At 69.0% G+C, this 21,111-nt stretch carries 18 protein-coding genes; 11 read left to right on the forward strand and 7 right to left on the reverse strand.

The features are described from left to right. Window positions 1–153: 153 nt before the first annotated feature. Both lpdA and AC07VM_RS13720 read right to left on the reverse strand, forming a co-directional pair. A complete protein-coding gene (gene lpdA, locus AC07VM_RS13715) occupies window positions 154–1,551 on the reverse strand; it encodes a dihydrolipoyl dehydrogenase (RefSeq protein WP_267415099.1) in 1,398 nt (465 codons plus the stop codon). Between the two features lie 9 nt (window positions 1,552–1,560). After that, the gene (locus AC07VM_RS13720) at window positions 1,561–2,208 is read right to left on the reverse strand and encodes a copper resistance CopC family protein (RefSeq protein ID WP_494911772.1); all 648 of its coding nucleotides are present in this window, start codon (window positions 2,206–2,208) and stop codon (window positions 1,561–1,563) included. Between the two features lie 99 nt (window positions 2,209–2,307). Between AC07VM_RS13720 and AC07VM_RS13725 the strand changes: the two genes are divergently transcribed. The 3 genes from AC07VM_RS13725 to AC07VM_RS13735 all read left to right on the forward strand — a co-directional run bounded on the left by AC07VM_RS13725 (window position 2,308) and on the right by AC07VM_RS13735 (window position 4,125). Then, complete coding sequence (locus AC07VM_RS13725; RefSeq protein ID WP_267415097.1) at window positions 2,308–2,793, forward strand: FHA domain-containing protein; 486 nt, start codon at window positions 2,308–2,310, stop codon at window positions 2,791–2,793. Next, the gene (gene ftsR / locus AC07VM_RS13730) at window positions 2,793–3,479 is read left to right on the forward strand and encodes a transcriptional regulator FtsR (RefSeq protein WP_494911774.1); all 687 of its coding nucleotides are present in this window, start codon (window positions 2,793–2,795) and stop codon (window positions 3,477–3,479) included. The genes AC07VM_RS13725 and ftsR overlap by 1 nt, the downstream gene beginning before the upstream one ends. A gap of 100 nt (window positions 3,480–3,579) precedes the next feature. After that, on the forward strand, window positions 3,580–4,125 hold the full coding sequence (locus AC07VM_RS13735) for a MerR family transcriptional regulator (protein WP_324170110.1): 546 nt from the start codon (window positions 3,580–3,582) through the stop codon (window positions 4,123–4,125). An 82-nt stretch (window positions 4,126–4,207) separates the two neighbouring features. Here AC07VM_RS13735 and AC07VM_RS13740 read toward each other — a convergent pair whose 3' ends face one another. After that, window positions 4,208–5,020: a ParA family protein gene (locus AC07VM_RS13740; protein WP_105671693.1), complete on the reverse strand. Its 813-nt coding sequence runs from the start codon at window positions 5,018–5,020 to the stop codon at window positions 4,208–4,210. A 93-nt stretch (window positions 5,021–5,113) separates the two neighbouring features. On the opposite strand from AC07VM_RS13740, the gene AC07VM_RS13745 reads away from it, so the two are divergent. The 3 genes from AC07VM_RS13745 (at window position 5,114) to def (ending at window position 10,833) form a co-directional block, all read left to right on the forward strand. Then, on the forward strand, window positions 5,114–8,521 hold the full coding sequence (locus tag AC07VM_RS13745; protein ID WP_494911776.1) for a pyruvate carboxylase: 3,408 nt from the start codon (window positions 5,114–5,116) through the stop codon (window positions 8,519–8,521). A 66-nt stretch (window positions 8,522–8,587) separates the two neighbouring features. Further along, window positions 8,588–10,342: a MinD/ParA family ATP-binding protein gene (locus AC07VM_RS13750; RefSeq protein ID WP_494911778.1), complete on the forward strand. Its 1,755-nt coding sequence runs from the start codon at window positions 8,588–8,590 to the stop codon at window positions 10,340–10,342. Continuing rightward, window positions 10,342–10,833 (forward strand): peptide deformylase, encoded by a 492-nt coding sequence (gene def, locus AC07VM_RS13755; RefSeq protein WP_494911779.1) that lies wholly within the window; start codon window positions 10,342–10,344, stop codon window positions 10,831–10,833. The genes AC07VM_RS13750 and def overlap by 1 nt, the downstream gene beginning before the upstream one ends. A gap of 70 nt (window positions 10,834–10,903) precedes the next feature. On the opposite strand, the gene AC07VM_RS13760 is transcribed toward def, so the two are convergent. Beyond that, a complete protein-coding gene (locus tag AC07VM_RS13760) occupies window positions 10,904–12,736 on the reverse strand; it encodes an AMP-dependent synthetase/ligase (RefSeq protein WP_494911780.1) in 1,833 nt (610 codons plus the stop codon). 151 nt (window positions 12,737–12,887) lie between these two features. Between AC07VM_RS13760 and AC07VM_RS13765 the strand changes: the two genes are divergently transcribed. Together AC07VM_RS13765 and AC07VM_RS13770 are read left to right on the forward strand one after the other, a co-directional pair. Continuing rightward, a complete protein-coding gene (locus AC07VM_RS13765; RefSeq protein ID WP_267418561.1) occupies window positions 12,888–13,577 on the forward strand; it encodes a lysophospholipid acyltransferase family protein in 690 nt (229 codons plus the stop codon). 48 nt (window positions 13,578–13,625) lie between these two features. Next, window positions 13,626–14,966 carry a class II 3-deoxy-7-phosphoheptulonate synthase gene (locus AC07VM_RS13770; RefSeq protein WP_267415090.1) on the forward strand — a complete coding sequence of 447 codons (1,341 nt, stop codon included), beginning with the start codon at window positions 13,626–13,628 and terminating at the stop codon, window positions 14,964–14,966. A gap of 90 nt (window positions 14,967–15,056) precedes the next feature. Here the strand turns inward: AC07VM_RS13770 and pknB are convergent, their stop codons facing one another. Continuing rightward, on the reverse strand, window positions 15,057–17,012 hold the full coding sequence (pknB, locus tag AC07VM_RS13775) for a Stk1 family PASTA domain-containing Ser/Thr kinase (protein ID WP_267415089.1): 1,956 nt from the start codon (window positions 17,010–17,012) through the stop codon (window positions 15,057–15,059). A gap of 78 nt (window positions 17,013–17,090) precedes the next feature. Beyond that, window positions 17,091–18,272 carry a LysM peptidoglycan-binding domain-containing protein gene (locus AC07VM_RS13780; protein ID WP_494911782.1) on the reverse strand — a complete coding sequence of 394 codons (1,182 nt, stop codon included), beginning with the start codon at window positions 18,270–18,272 and terminating at the stop codon, window positions 17,091–17,093. 122 nt (window positions 18,273–18,394) lie between these two features. Here AC07VM_RS13780 and AC07VM_RS13785 point away from each other — a divergent pair, with 122 nt between their 5' ends. Next, window positions 18,395–18,763, forward strand: coding sequence for an Rv2175c family DNA-binding protein (locus tag AC07VM_RS13785; protein ID WP_324170109.1), 369 nt, complete (start codon window positions 18,395–18,397; stop codon window positions 18,761–18,763). A gap of 13 nt (window positions 18,764–18,776) precedes the next feature. Here AC07VM_RS13785 and AC07VM_RS13790 read toward each other — a convergent pair whose 3' ends face one another. Further along, window positions 18,777–19,865, reverse strand: coding sequence for a polyprenyl synthetase family protein (locus AC07VM_RS13790; RefSeq protein ID WP_494911784.1), 1,089 nt, complete (start codon window positions 19,863–19,865; stop codon window positions 18,777–18,779). A gap of 97 nt (window positions 19,866–19,962) precedes the next feature. Between AC07VM_RS13790 and AC07VM_RS13795 the strand changes: the two genes are divergently transcribed. Beyond that, the gene (locus AC07VM_RS13795) at window positions 19,963–20,337 is read left to right on the forward strand and encodes an SCO2097 family morphological protein (protein WP_267415086.1); all 375 of its coding nucleotides are present in this window, start codon (window positions 19,963–19,965) and stop codon (window positions 20,335–20,337) included. 243 nt (window positions 20,338–20,580) lie between these two features. Next, window positions 20,581–21,012 (forward strand): division/cell wall cluster transcriptional repressor MraZ, encoded by a 432-nt coding sequence (gene mraZ / locus AC07VM_RS13800; protein WP_017830220.1) that lies wholly within the window; start codon window positions 20,581–20,583, stop codon window positions 21,010–21,012. The last annotated feature ends 99 nt before the right edge of the window (window positions 21,013–21,111 follow it).

The raw sequence follows: 21,111 nt of genomic DNA on the forward strand, positions 1-21,111 counted from the left end.
AAGGCTGAGACGCACGAAAGGCCCGATCCGCGATGTGCGGGGGACCGGGCCTTCGTGAAAGGGGAAGGGGCGCGTGGGTTTCGGCTCGCTGCGCTCGCTCAACCCTGATACAGACGGGCTCAACGCTCCTTCGTCGCATTGAGCCCGTCTGTATCAGAAGTTGATCATGTGGCCGGCGAGGCCGTGGAAGCCCTCCTGCAGTGCCTCCGACAGCGTCGGGTGCGTGTGCACGTTGCGGGCCAGCTCGAGAGCCGTGAGGTCCCACTTCTGCGCCAGGGTCAGCTCGGGGAGGAGCTCGGACACGTCCGGGCCGATCATGTGCGCGCCGATGAGCTCGAGGTGCTCGGCGTCGGCGATCAGCTTGACGAAGCCGACGGGCTCGCCGAGGCCGTGCGCCTTGCCGTTGGCCATGAACGGGAAGGTCGAGACCTTGATCTCGCGCCCCTCGTCCTTGGCCTGCTGCTCGGTGAGGCCGAACGAGGCGACCTGCGGGGAGCAGAACGTCGCGCGCGGCATCATGCGGTAGTCGCCCAGCGTCTGAGTCTCGGCGCCACCGATGGTCTCGGCGGCGACGACGCCCTGCGCCTCTGCCACGTGGGCGAGCTGCAGCTTGGCGGTCACATCGCCGATGGCGTAGATGCCCTCGACGTTGGTGCGCATGTGGTCGTCGATGTCGATCGCGCCGCGCTCGGTGAGCTTCACGCCGGTGTTCTCGAGACCGAAGCCCTCGATGTTCGGGGCGAAGCCGACCGACATGAGGACCTTGCCGGCCTCGATCGAGCTCTGCTGCCCGTCCTTGCCGGTGTAGGTGACGGTGACGGAGGAGCCGTTGTCGACGACCGACTCGACCTTGGTGGAGGTGAGGATGTCGACGCCGTAGTTCTTGTACTGCTTCGTGATCTCCTTCGACACGTCGGCGTCCTCATTGGGGAGCGCGCGGTCGAGGAACTCGATGATCGTGACCTTGACGCCGTAGTTCGTCAGGACGTAGGCGAACTCCATGCCGATCGCGCCGGCACCGACGATGACGATCGACTCGGGCAGCTCGCGGGTCATGATCTGCTCTTCGTAGGTCACGACGTTCTCGCTGAGCGTCACGCCCGGGAGCAGGCGGACCTTGGAGCCGGTGGCGATGATGACGTTGTCGAAGGTGACCTCTTCGGTCGTGCCGTCGGCCTTGGCGACCGAGATGGCCTTGGGTCCGGTGAAGGTGCCGCGACCGTTGTACTCGGTCACCTTGTTCTTCTTCATCAGGAAGTGGATGCCCTTGACGCGGCCTTCGGCGACCTCGCGGCTGCGGTCGAACGCCTTGCCGAAGTCGATCGTGAACTCGCCGGAGATTCCGAAGAAGTCCGCCTTGTGGTTCAGCGTGTGGGCGAGTTCCGCGTTCTTCAGGAGCGCCTTGGAGGGGATGCAGCCGACGTTGAGGCAGACACCGCCCCAGTACTTCTCCTCGATGATCGCGGTGGACAGGCCGAGCTGCGCGCTGCGAACCGCAGCGACGTATCCGCCAGGACCTGCACCAAGGATGACGACGTCGTAATGTGGCATGCCTTAAGCCTATCGCTCCGAGGGGGCGTCGGAATCGGGCGCCTGACCGTTCTTCCGGGTGCGCATGCTGTACCAGAGCATCAGGGCCACGATGACCAGGATCCCGCCGATCGAGAGCCCCCAGATCCACGCGGACGCGCTGCTGGAGCCCTCGGACTCCGTCGGCGTGGTGGTCGGCTCTGGCGCCACGGTCTGCTCGGCCGTCGGAGCCGCGGTCGTCGGCACGGCGCTGGGCGATCCGGTCGCGGCGCCGTCGTCGCCGACGGTCACGGTGAAGGAGTACTCGCCGGAGGTGGGGTGTCCGTCGCTGGAGACGACCTTCCAGACCACGTGGTACTCGCCGGCCGGGCCCGATGCGCGCAGCGGCTGCGTGACGATCGCGCCGTCCACCGTGGCGTCGCCGTCGGTGACCGGAGCGCCGGACGGGTCCGTCACGACCACCTCGGTCGCCCCTTCGCCGTCGATGAGCTTCGCGCTGAACGTGAGCGTCAGCTCGGCAGGAACGGTCTCGACCGACTCGTCTGCCGCCGGGGACGACGACACCAGCGCGTCGTGCGCCGACGCGGAGAGCGGGGAGAAGAGCACGAGGAACGCGGCGAGCAGTGCCGCGGCGAGGGCGATCGGGGCGGCCGGGTGGCGCAGAGCTTTGGTCTTCACGAGTCCACCCTATGAATACCCGGTATGTGGCGGCTGAGTGTGAACCGGCCTCCCGCGGGCGGCCCGGCATCCGTTAGTCTGGACAACCAGGAGGGCACAGTGACTGACAGCGACAGCCGACCGGCCGGAGAAGCCGCGATCCACCGTTCCGGTGAGCAGAAACATGACGTGACGCAGACGTTCGGACACGATTCCGACCTGTCGTTCGTGCCGTTCGGGGTGGAACTCACCGACGTGGAGCAGCAGGCGATCTCGGCGCTGCCCGCGGGATCGGCCCTGCTGCTGGTCCGCTCGGGCGCCCTCGCCGGTGCCCGCTACCTCCTCGACACCGACGTCACCACCGTCGGTCGTCACCCCGAGGCCGACATCTTCTTCGACGATGTGACCGTCTCCCGTCGGCACGCGGAGATCACCCGCACCGGGTCGACCTTCGAGATCATCGATCAGCGCTCGCTCAACGGCACGTACGTCAACGGCGAGCGGGTCGACCGCAGTGCGCTGGTCGACGGCTCCGAGCTCCGCGTCGGGAAGTTCCGTCTGAACTTCTTCTCCTCTCCTCGCGATCGCGCGGCGGCGACCGACTGATGGCGGCCACTCCCGCCCGCGAACGTTCCGCGTCCGCGGGCTTGCTGAGTATCGGTCAGGTCCTTGCTCGGCTGACACCGGAGTTCCCCGACCTCACCTCCAGCAAGCTGCGTTTCCTCGAGGTCCAGGGGATCGTCAGCCCCTCTCGCACGGATTCCGGTTACCGCAAGTTCTCCGCGGCCGACATCGAGCGTCTGCGCCTCGGGTTGACCCTGCAGCGGGATCACTATCTTCCGCTGAGCGTCATCCGCGAGCAGCTCGACGAGGCCGACGCGGGCGGGGAGACCACCTCTCTCGCGCCGCCGCCGTCGATCGCTCCCGCGCCGCGCCGGTACCGCCGAGACGAGCTCCTCGCCGCCGCCGGTGCAGGACCGCAACTCCTCAACGATGCGATCAGCACCGGCGTCATCACGGCGCAGGAGAGCTACCCCGAGCCGACCGTCACGCTGCTGCGCGGCCTGGTCGCGCTCGACCGTCACGGCATCGAGCCCCGCCACCTCCGATCGCTGCGCCAGGGTGCCGAGCGCGAGGTCGCCCTCATCGAGTCCGCGATGTCCGCGCTGCTGCGCCGGACCGATGCCGCGTCCCGTGCGAAGGCCAGCGAGCTGGCTCCGGAACTCGCCTCGCGGATCGACGAGGTGCGCTCGCTCTTCGTCAAGGACGCCCTGTCGCGAGTGCTTTCGTAACGAACTGATTGCGACACACCTTCGCGGTCGCACGGATGTGATTGCCGGTGCCGGGGCACTGCTCTACCGTGGAAGATAACCGTTCCAGGGAGGATTTCAGATGAATGCGGATGAGCTCACAGGCGACCCGCGGTTCGTACCCGAACTCCTCTTCACGGACGGTCTCCCGGCCATGGATGACGAGGTCGGCTACCGCGGCGCGGTCGCCGCTCGTGCCGCCGGCATCACCTACCGTCAGCTGGACTACTGGGCACGCACCGAGCTGGTGGAGCCCACGGTCCGCGGCGCCAGCGGCTCCGGGTCGCAGCGCCTCTACGGCTTCCGCGACATCCTCGTCCTCAAGCTCGTCAAGAGCCTGCTCGACACCGGGATCTCGCTGCAGCAGATCCGCACGGCGGTCGAGGAGCTGCGTCGCGCCGGCATCCGCGATCTCGCGGGCACCACGCTGATGAGCGACGGAGCCTCGGTCTACCTCTGCACCTCGAACGACGAGGTCATCGACCTCGTCAGCCGCGGCCAGGGCGTGTTCGGCATCGCCGTCGGCAAGGTCCTCCGCGAGGTCGAGTCGACGCTGGTCGCCTTCGACGCGACCGCCCCCGACCCCGTGGACGAGCTCTCCGCCCGCCGGGCCCAGCGCTCCGCCTGAGTCCGCACTCCGCCCGGTCACCCGGCACACGCATAACGGCCACCCTCGATGAGGATGGCCGTTTCGCTGTGCGCGTCGGTGGTCAGCTCTGCGGGCCGCTCTCCGGAACGGCGATGCGCCCGGTGCGGATGATCCGATCGAGCAGCTGGTCGAAGTCGGCCGCGAGCTCCTGAGCGGAGTCGCCGGGCCAGATGTGCAGCGGCTTGGCCGCGCCCTGAGCCTGCTGCAGCGAGGTGCGCTCGGGCAGCTGCGGGGAGAGGACGAGGGGGCCGAACATGTCGCGCAGCTCCTTGATGCGGAACTGGTGCTCGATGGACTGCGGGCGCACGCGGTTCACGACGATGCCGAGCGGCTGCAGTCGCGGCGAGAGCCCGCGGCGGATCTCCTCGATCGCGCGGAGGGCGCGGTCGGCGGCGGCCACGGAGAAGAGGCCCGGCTCGGTGACGACCATGACGCGGTCGCTCGCCGCCCACGCCGTGCGGGTCAGCGCGTTCAGCGACGGCGCGCAGTCGACCAGCACGAGGTCGTAGTCGGCCTCGACGGACGCGAGCGCCTCCTCGAGCTTCCACACGTCGCGGACGCTCGGGTGCGGGCCGTCGAAGTTGATGGCCGAGGGGCTGCCGATGAGGACATCGATGGTCCCGGGGTGCACCTTCGCCCAGCCGCTGGAGGTGATCGCCTGACGGACGACCTTCTCCTTCGGGTTCGCCAGGACGTCGGCGATGTTGAGTCGTCCGGCCACCTGGATGTCCATCCCGGTGGAGACGTCGGACTGCGGGTCGAGGTCGACGACGAGAGTCCGGACTCCTCGGGCGAAAGCCGCTGAGGCCAGCCCGAGTGTCACGGTCGTCTTGCCGACGCCCCCCTTGAGAGAGCTGACGCTGAGTACGTGCACGGACACCACGTTACCTTCCCCTAGGCTGGGGGAACACTCAGCCCCGCCCCATGTGCATCGAAAACGCTGCGCATCGAGCTCCCAGAGGTGTGCATGTTCCAGAAGATCCTTGTGGCGAACCGCGGCGAGATCGCGATCCGTGCCTTCCGAGCGGCAGTCGAGGTGGGAGCGCGCACCGTCGCGGTCTTCCCCCATGAAGACCGCGGATCCGTGCATCGGCTGAAGGCCGACGAGGCGTACGAGATCGGTGAGCGCGGGCATCCCGTGCGCGCCTACCTGAACGTCGACGAGATCATCCGCGTGGCGCTCGAGTCCGGGGCGGATGCGATCTACCCGGGGTACGGCTTCCTCTCGGAGAACCCCGAGCTCGCGGAGAAGGCCGCCGCGAACGGCATCGTCTTCATCGGACCGCCCTCGAACGTGCTCGAGATGGCCGGCAACAAGGTCGAGGCGAAGCGCCACGCGATCGAGGCCGGCGTGCCGGTCCTCCGCTCCACGGAGGCGTCCGACGACGTCGATGTGCTCGTGGCCCAGGCCGAGGAGATCGGCTTCCCGCTGTTCGCCAAGGCCGTCGCCGGCGGAGGCGGGCGCGGGATGCGTCGCGTCGAGACCCCCGGCGACCTCGCTCCCGCGCTGGCCGAGGCCATGCGCGAAGCCGCCAGCGCCTTCGGCGACGCGCGCATGTTCCTGGAGCAGGCGGTCGTCCGGCCCCGGCACATCGAGGTGCAGATCCTGGCGGACAAGACCGGTGAGACGGTGCACCTCTTCGAGCGCGACTGCTCGGTGCAGCGCCGGCATCAGAAGGTCGTCGAGATCGCGCCGGCGCCGAACCTCGACGACAGCGTGCGCACCGCGCTGCACGGGTACGCCGTGGCCTTCGCGCGCTCCATCGGCTACGAGAACGCCGGCACCGTCGAGTTCCTCCTGGAGACCGCGGGGGAGCGCACCGGCGAGGTCGTCTTCATCGAGATGAACCCGCGTATCCAGGTCGAGCACACCGTGACGGAAGAGGTCACCGACGTCGATCTGGTGCAGAGCCAGATGCGCATCGCCTCCGGTCAGTCCCTGGCTGACCTCGGTCTGCAGCAGGAGAACCTGCACCTGCGCGGCGCGGCCCTGCAGTGCCGGATCACGACGGAGGACCCGACGCAGGGCTTCCGCCCCGACACCGGGAAGATCACCACCTACCGCTCGCCCGGCGGCGCCGGCATCCGTCTCGATGGCGGCACGGTGCACCAGGGCGCGCAGATCAGCCCGCACTTCGACTCCATGCTGGCGAAGCTCACCTGCCGCGGACGTGACTTCCCCGCGGCCGTCGCCCGCGCGCGCCGCGCACTCGCGGAGTTCCGCATCCGCGGCGTCTCCACCAACATCCCCTTCCTCCAGGCCCTCCTCGAGGACGACGCCTTCATCGCGGGTGACGTGAGCACGTCGTTCATCGACGAGCGCCCCGAGCTGCTGCGCGGCCGCGTCTCGAAGGACCGCGGCACGAAGTTCCTGAACTGGCTGGTCGACGTCACGGTCAACAAGCCGCACGGTGCGCACCCCGGTGTCATCGACCCCGCCGCCAAGCTGCCGACCGTCGACCTGAGCACGGATCCGGCTCCCGGTTCCCGTCAGCGTCTCCTCGAGCTGGGACCGGAGGGCTTCGCGCGGAGTCTTCGCGAGCAGACGGCGCTGGCCATCACCGACACGACCTTCCGCGATGCGCACCAGTCCCTGCTGGCCACCCGCGTGCGCACGAAGGACCTCGTCGCCGCGGCTCCGTACATCGCGCGGCTCACCCCCGACCTGCTCTCGGTCGAGGCCTGGGGAGGGGCGACCTACGACGTCGCCCTGCGGTTCCTCGGCGAAGACCCCTGGGAGCGACTCGACAAACTGCGTGCCGCACTGCCCAACGTCGCGATCCAGATGCTGCTGCGCGGGCGCAATACGGTCGGCTACACCCCATACCCAACGGCGGTGACCGAGGCGTTCGTCGCCGAGGCGGCCGCCAGCGGCGTCGACATCTTCCGCATCTTCGATGCGCTCAACGACGTGGAGCAGATGCGCCCCGCGATCGAGGCCGTCCGCAAGACCGGCACCGCCGTCGCCGAGGTCGCCCTCTGCTACACGGGAGATCTGCTGGACCCGGCGGAGGATCTCTACACCCTCGACTACTACCTGCACCTCGCGGATCAGATCGTCGACGCCGGCGCGCACATCATCGCGATCAAGGACATGGCCGGGCTGCTGCGTCCCGCCGCGGCCGCCAAGCTGGTGGCGGCGCTGCGCGAGCGCTTCGATCTCCCGGTCCACCTGCACACGCACGACACCCCGGGTGGGCAGTTGGCGACGCTCCTCGCGGCCAGTGCGGTCGGCGTCGATGCGGTGGATGCCGCATCGGCTCCGCTCTCCGGGACCACGAGCCAGCCTTCCCTGTCGTCCCTCGTCGCGGCGCTCGCGCACACCGAGCGCGACAGCGGCATCTCGCTGGACGGCGTGTCCGACCTCGAGCCGTACTGGGAGGCGGTGCGTCGGCAGTACGCGCCGTTCGAGTCCGGACTCGCGGGACCCACGGGGCGTGTGTACCACCACGAGATCCCCGGCGGTCAGCTGTCGAACCTCCGCCAGCAGGCCAAGGCGCTCGGCCTCGCCGACGACTTCGAGCTCATCGAGGACATGTACGCCGCGGCCGACCGCATCCTCGGCCGGGTGCCGAAGGTGACGCCGTCGTCGAAGGTCGTCGGTGATCTCGCACTCCACCTCGCGGCGGTCAAGGCCGATCCGGCCGACTTCGAGGCCAACCCCGAGAAGTACGACGTGCCGGACTCGGTCGTCGGCTTCATGGCGGGGGAGCTCGGAGACCTTCCCGGTGGATGGCCCGAGCCCTTCCGGACCAAGGTGCTCGCCGGGCGGACGGTGCGCACCGGCCTCACCGAGATCTCCGCGGACGACGAGGCGGCCCTCGCCGGCACCAGTGCCGAGCGTCGCACCCGACTCAACACCCTGCTCTTCCCCGGGCCCACCGCCGAGTTCGCGCAGCGTCGCGAGCTGTACGGCGACCTCTCCGTGCTCGACACCGGCGACTACCTGTACGGGTTGGTCCCCGGGCAGGAGCACCTGATCGAGATCGATCGCGGTGTGCAGCTCTACGTCGGCCTCGAAGCCATCGGCGAAGCGGATGACAAGGGCATGCGCACCGTGATGACGACCCTCAACGGGCAGCTCCGACCGGTGTTCGTGCGCGACCGCTCGATCGCCGTCGACGTGCATGAGGTCGAGAAGGCCGATACCTCGGTACCCGGTCAGGTCGCCGCTCCGTTCTCGGGCGTCGTCACCCTGAAGGCCGAGGTCGGGGCCGCCGTCCGGGCCGGAGAGCCGGTCGCATCGATCGAGGCCATGAAGATGGAAGCGGCCATCACCGCATCCGTCGACGGCGTCGTCGAACGTCACGCGATCGCCGAGACCCAGCAGGTGGACGCGGGAGATCTTTTGGTCGTGATCCGTCCGGCGCACTAATCTTGTGCGGGCGAGGGCCGCGCACCGTGTGCGCACCCGAGGCCCGCGCAGGCTTGGAGCGACATCGTGACACCGAAGAACACCACTGACCCCGAGGAGAACCCGCTGGGGGTGCTCGACGAAGCCGCGTCTCTCGACACGGCCGGCATCGGCATCCTCGGCGGAACCGCCCAGGTCAGCGTGACCCTGCCCAAGGACGAGGACGACGACCTCGCCGACGACGGGGTGGTGGAGGGTGAGGTCATCGGCGATCTCGTCGTCGACCCACCCGTCGTCGTCGAGAAGGCGAAGTCCGCATCGAAGGCGAAGCCGCTGCCGACCGGTGCGCCGATCGGTGCTCCGATCGGCGAGGCATCGGCGACGGACCCGGCGGCTGCGAAGACGCCGGTCGACACCGCGAAGCCGAAGCCGACCGCGGTCGAAGCACCCGCGATCGACGAGCCGGTCGAGCAGCCGGTCGAGCAGAAGCCTGTCATCGACGAGCCGGTCGACGAGGAGCCGGTGATCGACGCGACGGTGATCGACGACGAGCTCACGCTCGTCGTGCCGCCGCTCGTCCGACCGCGCGCAGAGAAGGTCGTCGACGCGGTGGTCGTCGACGAGCCGGTCGCGGTCGCCGACACCCGTCCGGACACGGAGCCGCAGCAGCAGGATGAGGAGGCTGCCGTCGCGGCGCGTTTCCTCGCCCGCGCGACGGCCGACGTCGAGAAGGCGCCGGCCGCGTCCGCCGCCGCGGTGCGCAGACCCGTCGAGAAGGAGAGCAGATCCGTGTCCATTCCCGAGGAGACGCCCGTCGTTCCCCAGCCGGCCCGCGCCACGGCGCGGACGGACGTGACGCTGACCTCGAAGCGGCTGGATGATCTGGGCGAATCTTCGCGAGAGTCCGCCGATCTCCTCACCGCCGACCGACTGCTCGACCCGCACCGGGTCGCGAAGCCGGAGCCCGAGGGTGCGTGGAGTCACTTCCTCTACGCCGTCTCCGGGCGGCGCATCAACATCGGCGACGGTCGGCGTGCGCGCGAGCGCAAGGCCCTGTCGGCGAGGATCGCGGCTCCGCTCGCGGGGGGAGCGCGGTTCGTACCCGTCCTCTCGCGCAAGGGCGGCGTGGGGAAGACGACGATCACGGCTCTGCTCGGCATGGCTCTCGCGGACGCCCGCGAGGATCGGGTGATCGCTGTGGACGCCAACCCCGATCGGGGCACGCTCGCCGAGCGCATCGTGCGCCCGCACCACAACAAGTCGGTGCGCGACCTGGTCCGCATACACGACGACGTCAAGGGCTACCACGACATCTCCGCCATCGTCGCGCGGGACGCGACCCGGCTCGACGTCCTCGCCTCCGACGCGGATCCGCGCATCGCCGAGGCCTTCAGCGACAGCGACTACCGGGACGTGGCCGGTGTGGCCGCGCATTACTACTCTCTCGTCCTGACCGACACCGGGACCGGGATCGTCCACTCGGTGATGTCGGCGACCCTCGATCTGGCCGACCAAATCGTCATCGTCTCGGGCCTCAGCGTCGACGAGGCCCGGCTGGCGTCCGAGACGCTCACGTGGCTCGAGACGAACGGCTATGCAGACCAGGCGCGAGAGGCGATCGTCGTGCTCAACCAGTCCACGCCCGGTACACCGCTGGTGCGTCTGAACGAACTGCAGGCGCATTTCGCGACGCGCGCGCGGAGCGTGGTCCGCGTCCCGTACGACCCGCAGATCGCGGGCGGCGGGACGATCGTCTTCGCGAATCTGCTCCCGGAGACCCGGATCGCCGCGCGTGAGCTGGCGGCGCTCCTGGTCGAGGGCCTGCGGGCCAGGGCCGCCTGATGGCAGTGCGTGAGATCCGCATCTTCGGCGACCCCGTCCTGCGCACCGTGTGCGCACCGATCGAGGAGATCGACGACGGGGTGCGCGCGCTGGTCGCCGACCTCGTGGACACGGTCGAGCTGCCCGGTCGTGCGGGCGTCGCCGCACCGCAGATCGGTGTGGCCCTGCGCGCGTTCAGCTACAACATCGACGGCGACATCGGCTACGTGCTCAATCCCGTGCTCACCGAGGTGCGCGGCGAGCCGGTGCCGACGGGGGAGGGCTGCCTCTCGGTGCCCGGCCTGTGGCACGACGCGCAGCGGTATCCGTGGGCCCGGGTCGAGGGCATCGACCTCGACGGCGCACCCGTGGTCCTCGAGGGCGAAGGCCTGCTCGCCCAGGCGCTGCAGCACGAGACCGATCACCTCGACGGCAAGCTCTTCCTGACCCGGTTGGACCCGGAGACGCGCAAGATCGCGATGCGCGAGGTGCGCGAGAGCTCCTGGTTCTGACCGCAGGAGGATCCGGAGAACAAGAAGAAGGGCCCCGCGCAGGCGGGGCCCTTCTTCGTCTCCGACGGGGTCAGCCGCCGATCGGGACGTTCGTCGTGGCGACCGGCTCGTCGTAGATCGCGGAGATCTCGTCGGCGAAGTCGTTCATGATGACGTTGCGCTTGATGGAGAGCTTCGGCGTCAGGTGACCGGACGCCTCCGTCCACTCGGAGTCGAGGATCGTGAACTTGCGGATCGACTCGGCGCGAGACACGCGGGCGTTCGCGCCGTCCACCGCTCGCTGCACCTCGGCGCGGACGGCCTCGTTCGTCGAGGCCTCCGCGAGCGTCATCTTGGCGTCGAGGCCGTTGTTCGCGAGCCAGGTCGGGAGCATCTCGGGGTCGAGCGTCACGAGGGCGGAGATGAACGGACGCTGGTCGCCCACCACGACGACCTGACCGATGATCGGGTTCGCGCGGATCGGGTCCTCGAGCGCGGCGGGAGCGACGTTCTTGCCGCCGGCCGTCACGATGATCTCCTTCTTGCGGCCGGTGATCGTCAGGAAGCCCTCGGAGTCGAAGCTGCCGATGTCGCCGGTGTGGAACCAGCCGCCTTCGCTGAAGGCCTCGGCCGTCGCCTCGGGGTTGTTCCAGTACTCCTTGAACACGTTGATGCCGCGGACTTCGATCTCGCCGTCATCCGCCAGACGGACGCCGACGCCGGGGAGTGCCGGACCGACCGTGCCGATCTTCGACTTGTCTGCGAGGTTCACCGTGGCGGGAGCGGTCGTCTCGGTGAGGCCGTAGCCCTCGAGGATGACCACGCCGAGGCTGTGGAAGAAGTGACCCAGTCGAGAGCCCAGCGGTGCGGAGCCGGAGACGGCGTAGACGACGTTGCCGCCCATGGCCTCGCGGAGCTTGCCGTAGACGAGCTTGTTGAACAGCGCGAACTTGAGCTTCATGCCGAACGGGATCTTCGTGCCCTGCTCGACCAGCTTCGAGTGCTCGATGGCGACATCGGCCGCGGCGCGGAAGATCTTGCCCTTGCCGCCGGCTTCGGCCTTCTGCTCGGCGGAGTTGTAGACCTTCTCGAACACGCGGGGGACCGCGAGGAGGAAGGTCGGCTTGAAGGAGCCGAGAGCCGGGAGGAGCTGACGCGTGTCGGGCTGGTGACCGGTGCGGACGCCGGCATGCACGTCGAGGATCGAGATGAAGCGGGCGAACACGTGCGCCGTGGTGATGAAGAGCAGCGTGGAGGCGCCGGGCGTCTGCACGACCTCGTCGAGGGCCTTGGCGGAGTTGCGGGAGAGCTCGACGAAGTTGCTGTGGGTGAGCACGCACCCCTTCGGGCGGCCCGTGGAGCCGGACGTGTAGATGAGCGTCGCGATGTCGGAGCCGACGGCGAGGTTGCGGCGGCGCTCGATCTCGGCGTCCTCGACGGATGCGCCCTGCGCGGTGAGGGTGTCGATGGCACCGAGGTGCAGCTGCCATACCTCGCGGATCAGGGGCAGATCGCCGCGGACCTCGTCGACGCGGGCGAAGTGCTCGGGGGACTCCACGATCAGGGCGATCGCGCCGGAGTCCTCGAGGATCCACTGGATCTGCGAGGGCGAGCTGGTCTCGTAGATGGGCACCATCACGATGCCGGCGTAGAAGAGGGCGAAGTCGACGAGCGTCCACTCGTACGTGGTGCGCGCGAGGAAGCCGACCTTCTCGCCGGGCTGGATGCCCGCGGCGGCGAAGCCCTTCGCGAGCGCGACCACGGCGGTCTGGAAGTCGGCGGCGGAGATGTCGCGCCATCCGTCTCCCTCCGGCACGGAGAAGAGCGCACGGTCGGGGGTGGCTTCGACCCGCTTCACCAGGAGGTCGGCGACGTTCGCGTCGGGGTCGGCTGGGACGATCGCGGGGACTTCAAACTGGACCACGGCAGCTCCTTCGGTACCGGTCGGGCACGGACTTGGTTCCGAGTCTAGGGCATGGGACCGGGTCGCGCCCGAGGTGAGACTCGGTCGCGAACCTGGTCGTGATGACGAGAAGGCCCGGCGGATGCCGATGGCGGCGCTAGACTTCAGCACGATGTTCTACTGGCTGATGAAGTACGTGGTGATCGGCCCCGTGGTCAAGGCGGTGTTCCGTCCGTGGATCGTGGGCCGGAAGAACGTGCCCGCGAGCGGCGCCGCGATCCTCGCGAGCAACCACCTCTCGTTCGCCGACTCCATCTTCCTTCCCCTGGTGATCGATCGCCCGATGTCCTTCCTGGCGAAGAGCGACTACTTCACCGGTCGCGGTCTGAAGGGCTGGGCCACGAAGTTCTTCATGAAGGCCACGGGCCAGATCCCGATCGACCGGTCGGGCGGCAAGGCCTCGGAGGCGTCGCTGAACACGGGGCTGCAGGTGCTCGGCGGCGGAGACCTGCTCGGCATCTACCCCGAGGGCACGCGGAGCCCCGACGGCACGCTGTACCGCGGGCGCACCGGCATCGCCCGGATGGCCCTGGAGGCGAAGGTCCCGGTGGTTCCCGTGATCATGGTCGACACCGACACGGCGATGCCGATCGGCCGGCGACTGCCGCGGATCGTGCGGGTCGGGATCGTGATCGGAGAGCCCCTCGACTTCTCCCGCTACGCCGGCATGGAGAACGACCGCTACATCCTGCGCTCGGTCACCGACGAGATCATGGTGGCCCTGCAGCGACTGGGGGAGCAGCGGTACGAGGACGTCTACGCGTCGACGGTCAAGGACCGGCTCCCCACCCGCGTCACATAGCCTCGCGCGCGCGTCTGCGGGGCTCCCGCGACCACTAGGCTGGAACGCATGCTCCCGCACCACATCGAAGCCCTTGATGCATGGCGTTCGCTTCCCATCAAGCAGCAGCCGCAGTGGCCCGACGCGGACCGCGTCGCCGACGTCTCCCGTCAGATCGCGACCCTTCCGCCCCTCGTCTTCGCCGGTGAGGTCGACAACCTCCGTGACCGTCTCGCCCGTGCGGCCTCGGGGCAGGCTTTCCTGCTCCAGGGCGGCGACTGCGCCGAGACCTTCGCCGGGGCGACCGCCGAGCAGATCCGCAACCGCATCAAGACGGTGCTGCAGATGGCCGTCGTGCTGACCTATGGCGCCTCGATGCCCATCGTGAAGATGGGCCGCATGGCCGGTCAGTTCGCGAAGCCGCGCTCGAGCGACAGCGAGACCCGCGGCGACGTCACGCTGCCGGCGTACCGCGGCGACATCGTCAACGGCTACGACTTCACCGAGGGCTCGCGCACCGCCGACCCCGGTCGTCTGCTCCAGGGCTACCACACGGCGGCATCGACGCTGAATCTCATCCGCGCGTTCACGCAGGGTGGATTCGCCGACCTCCGCGAGGTGCACTCGTGGAACAAGGGCTTCGCGCAGAACCCGGCCAACCAGCGCTACGAGCGCATGGCCGCGGAGATCGACCGCGCGATCAAGTTCATGGAGGCCGCCGGCGCCGACTTCGACGAGCTCAAGCGCGTCGAGTTCTTCACGGGCCACGAGGGTCTGCTGATGGACTACGAGCGCCCGATGACGCGCATCGACTCGCGCACGGACACGCCGTACAACACCTCGGCGCACTTCCTGTGGATCGGGGAGCGCACGCGCGAGCTCGACGGCGCGCACGTCGACTACTTCTCCAAGATCCGCAACCCCATCGGGGTGAAGCTCGGACCCACGACGTCGCCCGAGACCGCGCTGCAGCTGATCGACAAGCTCGACCCCGAGCGCGAGCCCGGCCGTCTGACCTTCATCACGCGCATGGGTGCGGGCAAGATCCGCGACGCTCTGCCGCCGCTGCTCGAGGCCGTCCGTGACTCGGGTGCGCAGCCGCTGTGGGTCACCGACCCGATGCACGGCAACGGCATCACGACGCCGACCGGCTACAAGACGCGTCGCTTCGACGACGTGGTCGACGAGGTGCGCGGCTTCTTCGAGGCACACCGTGCGGTCGGCACCTTCCCCGGCGGCATCCACGTCGAGCTCACCGGCGACGACGTGACCGAGTGCCTCGGCGGGTCCGAGCAGATCGACGAGGCCGCACTGGCCACGCGGTACGAGAGCCTGTGTGACCCGCGTCTGAACCACATGCAGTCGCTCGAGCTGGCGTTCCTCGTGGCGGAGGAGCTCGAGAAGCGCTGACGCTGAGAGACACGAAGAGAGGGCCGGAATCCGATTCCGGCCCTCTCTTCGTATCTATGCGGCCTCTGGTCGTGGCCCGCCGCTCGGGGCTCAGCCGGAGAAGCTCATCGTGAGGGTGATGGTCGTTCCCTTGCGCTGACGATCCGAGGGCGTGTAGGACTCGACCTTCGTGTTCTCGTTCGCGAGGAGGTCCCACACCGAGTCGGGGAGGCCCGTGCTGCTGGTGTAGGCCCACTTGAAGCCGGCGTCGTTCAGAGCGCCGGTCGCCTCGTCGCGCGTCATGCCCGAGACATCGGGAACGTCGAACAGCGGCGGGCCCTGCGAGATGATGAGCTGGACGGTGTCCCCCGGACGCCAGGAGCCGCGCTCGGACCGGTCGGCGATGCCGATGACGCGGTCCTTCCCGATGCTGTCGCTGGTCTGGTACTGGCTCTCGCCGTTGACCTTGAGGCCCTTGCTCGTGAGCGCGTCCGTCGCCTGCGCGACGGTCAGGTCGCTGACATCGGGCACGGGGCCGCGGGACACCTGGATGGTCGCTGTGTCGGTCTCGAAGACCTTGCAGCCCTCGTCGCAGCCGAAAGCGTCCTCTCCGGAGCGCGGCGTGATGCGGACGTTGATGACCTTGCCGGCCTCCAGGTCGCCGAAGTACTCCTCGTCATCGGTGATCTCGAGGTTTGCGGCCTCGAGGGCGGCGCGCACTTCTTCGACGTCGACGCCCGCGACGGGGGCGAGGTCGTGCGAGGCGGGCCCGGCCGAGACGATGACCGCGACGGAGGTGCCCTTGTCGAGTCGCGTGCCCTCGACGGGGTCGGTCTCGATGACCTTCCCCTTCTCGACGTCGATCGAGAACTCGTCCCTCTGCGTCGGCACGAAGCCGGCATCCGTCAACGTGGCCGATGCTTCGTCGTAGGTCCCGCCGGCGACAGCGGGCACGGCGATGAGCGAGCCGGGGCCCGAGCCGAACCACCAGCCGACACCGCCGGCGAGCACCGCCAGCAGCAGCACGAGAGTGAGCAGGAACGCACCGCGCGCCCGACGCTTCGAGGCGCGACGGCGAAGGAGGGTCGCATTGTCGACGGCGGCGGGGGCCGGGGCAGCGGGATCCGCGATGACCATGGTCCCCGGCATCACCTTGGTGAGGTCGCCGGAGTCCGCCTGGCTGTGCTGCGGAGCGGTCGCCCGGGCGGCGGTCGGAGCGATGCCGAGGTCGCGCTCGATCTCGCGGAGGCGCTCGAGCATCTGCTGCGCGTCGTCGGGACGCTCGTCCGGCGACTTCTCGGTGGCCCACAGCACGAGCTCGTCGAGCTGCTCCGGGACCGCGGGGTTGCGCACGCTCGGGCGCGGCACCGACTCGGTGGCGTGCTGGAACGCGATCTGCATGGGCTGCTCGCCCTTGTAGGGCTGCTCGCCGACGAGCATCTCGTAGAGCATGATGCCGAGTGCGTAGATGTCGCTGCGGGCATCGGCCGTGCCGCGGGTGACGAGTTCCGGGGCGAGGTAGGCGATGGTGCCGAGCAGCTGCTGACCGGTCGCGGTGTTCGCTGTCGTCGCCCGGGCCAGGCCGAAGTCGCCGATCTTGATGCGTCCGTCCTCGGCGAGGAGCACGTTCTCCGGCTTGACGTCGCGGTGCACGATCCCGGCGCGGTGCGCGGCCGAGAGGCCGGCGAGGATCGCGTCCATGATCGTGATCGTCTGCGGGATCGTGAGGCGCTTCTGCTCGCGCAGCAGCTCGCGCAGAGTGATGCCGGGCAGGTACTCCATCACGAGGTAGGCGAGCTCGCCGTCCTGCCCCTGGTCGAAGACGTTGACGACGTGCGGGTCGGCGAGGCGGGCGGCCGCGCGAGCCTCCTGGATGAACCGGCTCTGGAAGGCGGAGTCATCGCTGAGGTGCGCGTGCATCACCTTGAGCGCGATGCGCCGCTCGAGGCGGAGATCGGTGGCCACATAGACCGTGGCCATCCCGCCGCGGGCGATCCGAGCGCGCACGCGATAGCGGCCGTCGACAAGCCGCCCGATGAGGGGGTCGGCCTGCTGATTGGTCGTCACGTCAGAATTCTATTGAGAACTGCCTGAAAGACAGGGGAGCGGCTCACCCCTGGAGGGGTGCGGGTTTCGAGGAAGTGCTCAGCCGTAGAGCGCGAGCCAGTCATACGCCTGGGTCTCCCACTGGCCGTAACGGTCCGGATACGCGGAGATCTGCACGGCCTGGGCGGCCGCGGTGAACGGCATGCGCTCCCAGCCGGGGATGTCCAGCAGGCCGCGGGTGGTGTGTCCGTTGGGGTCGCTCGATCCGCCGAAGAACGCGCGGGTACTCCGCTCCGCATCCAGGATCTGCGCGGGCGTTCCCCACCCGGTGCTGGGGCGCTGCTGGAAGAGGCCGAGCGAATCGCGGTCTCCCCAGTCGAGGTTGCGCAGGCCCGACTCCACCATCCCGGTGGCGAGGGCGAGGGCCAGCGCGCGATCCGAGACGCCGAGCTCGCGACCGATGCGGATGATGAGGGCGGCGTTCGACGCCTGCTCGGAGGTGAGCGCCGCCGTCCGCTGACCGCCGGTGTTCGTGGCCGCCTTCGGCGGGGCGGGGGCCGCGTGAACAGCGAGCTTCTGTCCCGGATAGATGATCGACGACGGGCCCAAGCCGTTCAGGGCGAACAGGTTCTGCGTCGTGGTGCCGTACTTCCGTGCGATGCCGAAGAGCGTGTCCCCGGCGACGACGGTGTGCTTCGCGGCGGCGGAAGCGGGGGCCGGCGTGGCAGCGGGGGCCGGGGCGGCCGCCTGCGGAGCGGCGCCCTCTGAGACGCGCAGGCTCTGCCCGGGATAGATGACCGATGCGCGGGTGAGACCGTTCGCGGACAACACGGCGTCGACCGTCGTGCCGTACTTCTTCGCGATCGCGAAGACGGTGTCACCGGCGACGACCTTGTGCGACGTCGATGACGGCGCCGGCGTGGCGGCAGGGGCGGCCGCGGGCGCGGCGGCGGTCGATCGGAGGGTCAGCTTCTGCCCGGGATAGATCACCGAGCGCCAGGAGAGGTTGTTCCAGGTGAGCACGTCCACGGTGCGCAGGCCGAAGCGTGCGGCGATCGCGGAGACGGTGTCGCCGGCTCGGACGACGTAGCTCGACGGAGCGGTCTGCAGGGGTGCGATGCGCACCGGGGCGCTGCGCTGCCTCTCCATCGGCGTGACATCGGGGGTCGAAGCGGCACCGGCCGGAGCAGCGGTGAGCGTGGCGGCGAGAGCGCCCAGCACAGCGGCGGGCACTCCGAGCTGCAGGTTTCGTGTTCGTCGTGTGGCGGTCTTGAGTCTCACGGCTTGCCCCCTTTTTCGAGCACTTCACGCTGACACGGATGTAAACAGAAGTCAACAGAAGTGACGCAAGTGAAGGATGTGACTGGAGGGTCGACATGCGACACCCGAGCGGAGGTGAGATAGTGGGCAACGTGTCTGAGAACGTTGCTGGAACCCCTGCCGCCGCTGCCATCGAGTGGCTGACGATGCCCGACCTCGTCGAGGTGCTCGACGAGCCCCTCGGCCGCGTGCGCCGCCTGATCGACGAGCACTACCTGGTCGGGTCCCGCCGCAGCGGCGTCTTCGGGGTGCCCGCGGTGTTCATCGTCGACGGGCAGCCGCTGAGCTCGCTGCGCGGAACCGTCATCGTGCTGCAGGACGCGGGTTTCTCGGACGACGAGCTGATCGACTGGCTGCTCACCGAGGAGGAGTCGCTCGGCCGCTCGCCGATCGACGCCCTGCTCGCGGGACACAAGAGCGCGGTCCGCCGCGTCGCCCGCACCCTCGCCTGAGCCGCTCTCCGCGTCAGGCGGAGCGGACCGTGGCCGCGCGGGCGAGTTCCCGCAGCTCGCCGACCGCGGCGTTGTCGAGGCGCGCGCCGGAGAGCGCCCGATCCGCCTCGTGTGCGTAGTCGGAGATCATCTGCTCGACGCGATCGAGTGCGCCGGAGCCGGAGATGGTGGCCTGCAGGAACGACACCTGCTCGGACGTCAGCTCCGGATCGCCGAGCATCTCGTCCAGGAGCCTTCTGGCCGAGGGATCCAGCGACTGCCTGGTGAGCGCCACGAGCACCGTGCGCTTGCCCTCCCGCAGGTCATCTCCTGCCGGCTTGCCCGTGAGCGATGCGTCGCCGAACACGCCGAGCACGTCGTCGCGCAGCTGGAAGGCCATGCCGATCGGATGTCCGAACCGGCGCAGCGCCGAGAGCTGATCCACGTCGGCACCGCTGAGAGCGGCCCCGAGGATCAGCGGCTGCTCGATGCTGTACCTGGCGGACTTGAGCGAGGCCACTCGTAGAGCGCGGTCGGCGTGCAGGTCGCCGGCATTGACGCTCCACGCGGATTCCTCGGCGATGTCGAGGAACTGGCCGGTGGTCACGTCGCGGCGCATCCTGGCGTACTCGGAGCGCACGGCCCGGGCATGCGGATGACCGTCGAGTGCGGCCTCCAGGAGGTCGTCGCTCCACGCGACGAGGAGATCGCCGAGGAGGATCGCGGATGCGCGGCCGAAGGACTCCGCGTCTCCCGACCATCCCGCGGTGCGGTGGGATGCCTCGAGCGCGCGGTGAGCTGCGGGGCGACCGCGGCGCGTGTCCGAGTTGTCGATCAGATCGTCGTGGACGAGTGCGGCCGACTGGAAGATCTCCAGCGCGGTGCAGACATCCCAGAGGGCATCGGTCTCGCTCGCCTCACGGTCGGCGAAGCGGGCGACGGCACGCCAGCCGGCGTGGCAGAACCGGGCACGGAGTCGCTTCCCGCCCTCGAGCGTGCCGGCGGCGGCATCGAGGAAGGCCGCCGCATCGGGGCCGTACTCCGTGGATTCCGCGCGCATCCGGGTGAGGAAGCGGTCGAGGTGGGCGGCGACGGCGCCGGGGACGGGGGAGGAAGACGGCACGACTCCCAGCATACGTAAAGCAAGGGGGCATCGAACTGCTAGCCCCGGACGCCTCGGCGCGCGTAGAATGGAAGGCACGATACCCGAGGGGGACGAAATGCCACTCTCCGAACAGGAGCAGCGTCTGCTCGACGAGATGGAACGCCATCTCCTTCACAACGATGCCGACGTCGTGACCGCGCCGTCCGGCGATCGCGCTTTGAGCTACCGCAATCTGGTCTACGGCGCGCTTCTCCTGCTCGCCGGTGTCGGCGGTCTGGTGGTCGGGGTCATCCTCGGCGACGTGTGGGGCATCGTGGTCGGAGTCATCGGATTCGTCGCGATGCTGGCCGGCGTCATGGTCGCCGTCACTCCGGTTCGTCGAGCGACTCCCGCCGAGCCGCGCGAGCGCTCCGCTCCCAAGCGTCAGGATTCCGCCTCGTTCATGGATCGCATGAACGACCGCTGGGACCGCCGCCAGGACGGTCACTGACCTTTACGACTTCACGACGGAAGCCCGGATGCTGAGCATCCGGGCTTCCGTCGTTAACCGGTGAGGCTCCCCACCGTCCTCCACTGAGCCTCCACCTTCCTCCACCGCGGAATTCCGCGGAACTTCGGCGCGCCCATCGGCCGTCGCCAGGGATTCCCGCGGATTGGTCGTAGGTATGTGGAGGAAAGTGGAGTAAAGTGGGGCGCACCTCGAGTTGGCCGGACGCAGAGGGGGTGATGGCCGATGTTGCTGGGTACGCACTCACCGAAGCTGGACGACAAAGGACGGGTCATCCTTCCTGCGAAGTTCCGCGAGGACCTCGGCGGCGGCATCGTCGTCACCCGAGGCCAGGAGCGCTGCCTCTACGTGTTCAGCACGGCCGAGTTCGAGGCGATGCACGAGCGGATCCGTCAGGCGCCGCTCGCCAACAAGCAGGCGCGTGACTTCATGCGTCTGTTCCTCTCCGGCGCGAGTGCGGAGATGCCCGACAGCCAGAACCGCATCACCATCCCCGCGCACCTGCGTCAGTACGCGGGACTGCAGAAGGAGCTCATCGTCACCGGAGTCGGCGCCCACGCCGAGATCTGGGATGCCGAGAGCTGGAACGCCTACCTCGCCGCCGGCGAGGAGACCTACTCCGACCTCGAGCAGGAGGTGATTCCGGGACTCTTCTGACCACGGCTGTGATGCCCCGCCGCTCCCGCCCCGACACACTTCCCCGGTGCCGGGTCGAGAAGCGGAGGGGGATCAGAGCCGATGGTCACCCCGAGAAAG

This window comes from Microbacterium sp. GW821-FHT01D02 (assembly GCF_059422585.1).

What these genes read in the sequence shown, in the direction of transcription:
- def (WP_494911779.1), top strand. Translation starts at nt 10,342, where the DNA reads ATGGCAGTGCGTGAGATCCGCATCTTCGGCGACCCCGTCCTGCGCACC.
- mraZ (WP_017830220.1), top strand. Translation starts at nt 20,581, where the DNA reads ATGTTGCTGGGTACGCACTCACCGAAGCTGGACGACAAAGGACGGGTC.
- ftsR (WP_494911774.1), top strand. Translation starts at nt 2,793, where the DNA reads ATGGCGGCCACTCCCGCCCGCGAACGTTCCGCGTCCGCGGGCTTGCTG.
- AC07VM_RS13795 (WP_267415086.1), top strand. Translation starts at nt 19,963, where the DNA reads ATGCCACTCTCCGAACAGGAGCAGCGTCTGCTCGACGAGATGGAACGC.
- AC07VM_RS13735 (WP_324170110.1), top strand. Translation starts at nt 3,580, where the DNA reads ATGAATGCGGATGAGCTCACAGGCGACCCGCGGTTCGTACCCGAACTC.
- lpdA (WP_267415099.1), bottom strand. Translation starts at nt 1,551, where the DNA reads ATGCCACATTACGACGTCGTCATCCTTGGTGCAGGTCCTGGCGGATAC.
- AC07VM_RS13745 (WP_494911776.1), top strand. Translation starts at nt 5,114, where the DNA reads ATGTTCCAGAAGATCCTTGTGGCGAACCGCGGCGAGATCGCGATCCGT.
- AC07VM_RS13770 (WP_267415090.1), top strand. Translation starts at nt 13,626, where the DNA reads ATGCTCCCGCACCACATCGAAGCCCTTGATGCATGGCGTTCGCTTCCC.
- AC07VM_RS13765 (WP_267418561.1), top strand. Translation starts at nt 12,888, where the DNA reads ATGTTCTACTGGCTGATGAAGTACGTGGTGATCGGCCCCGTGGTCAAG.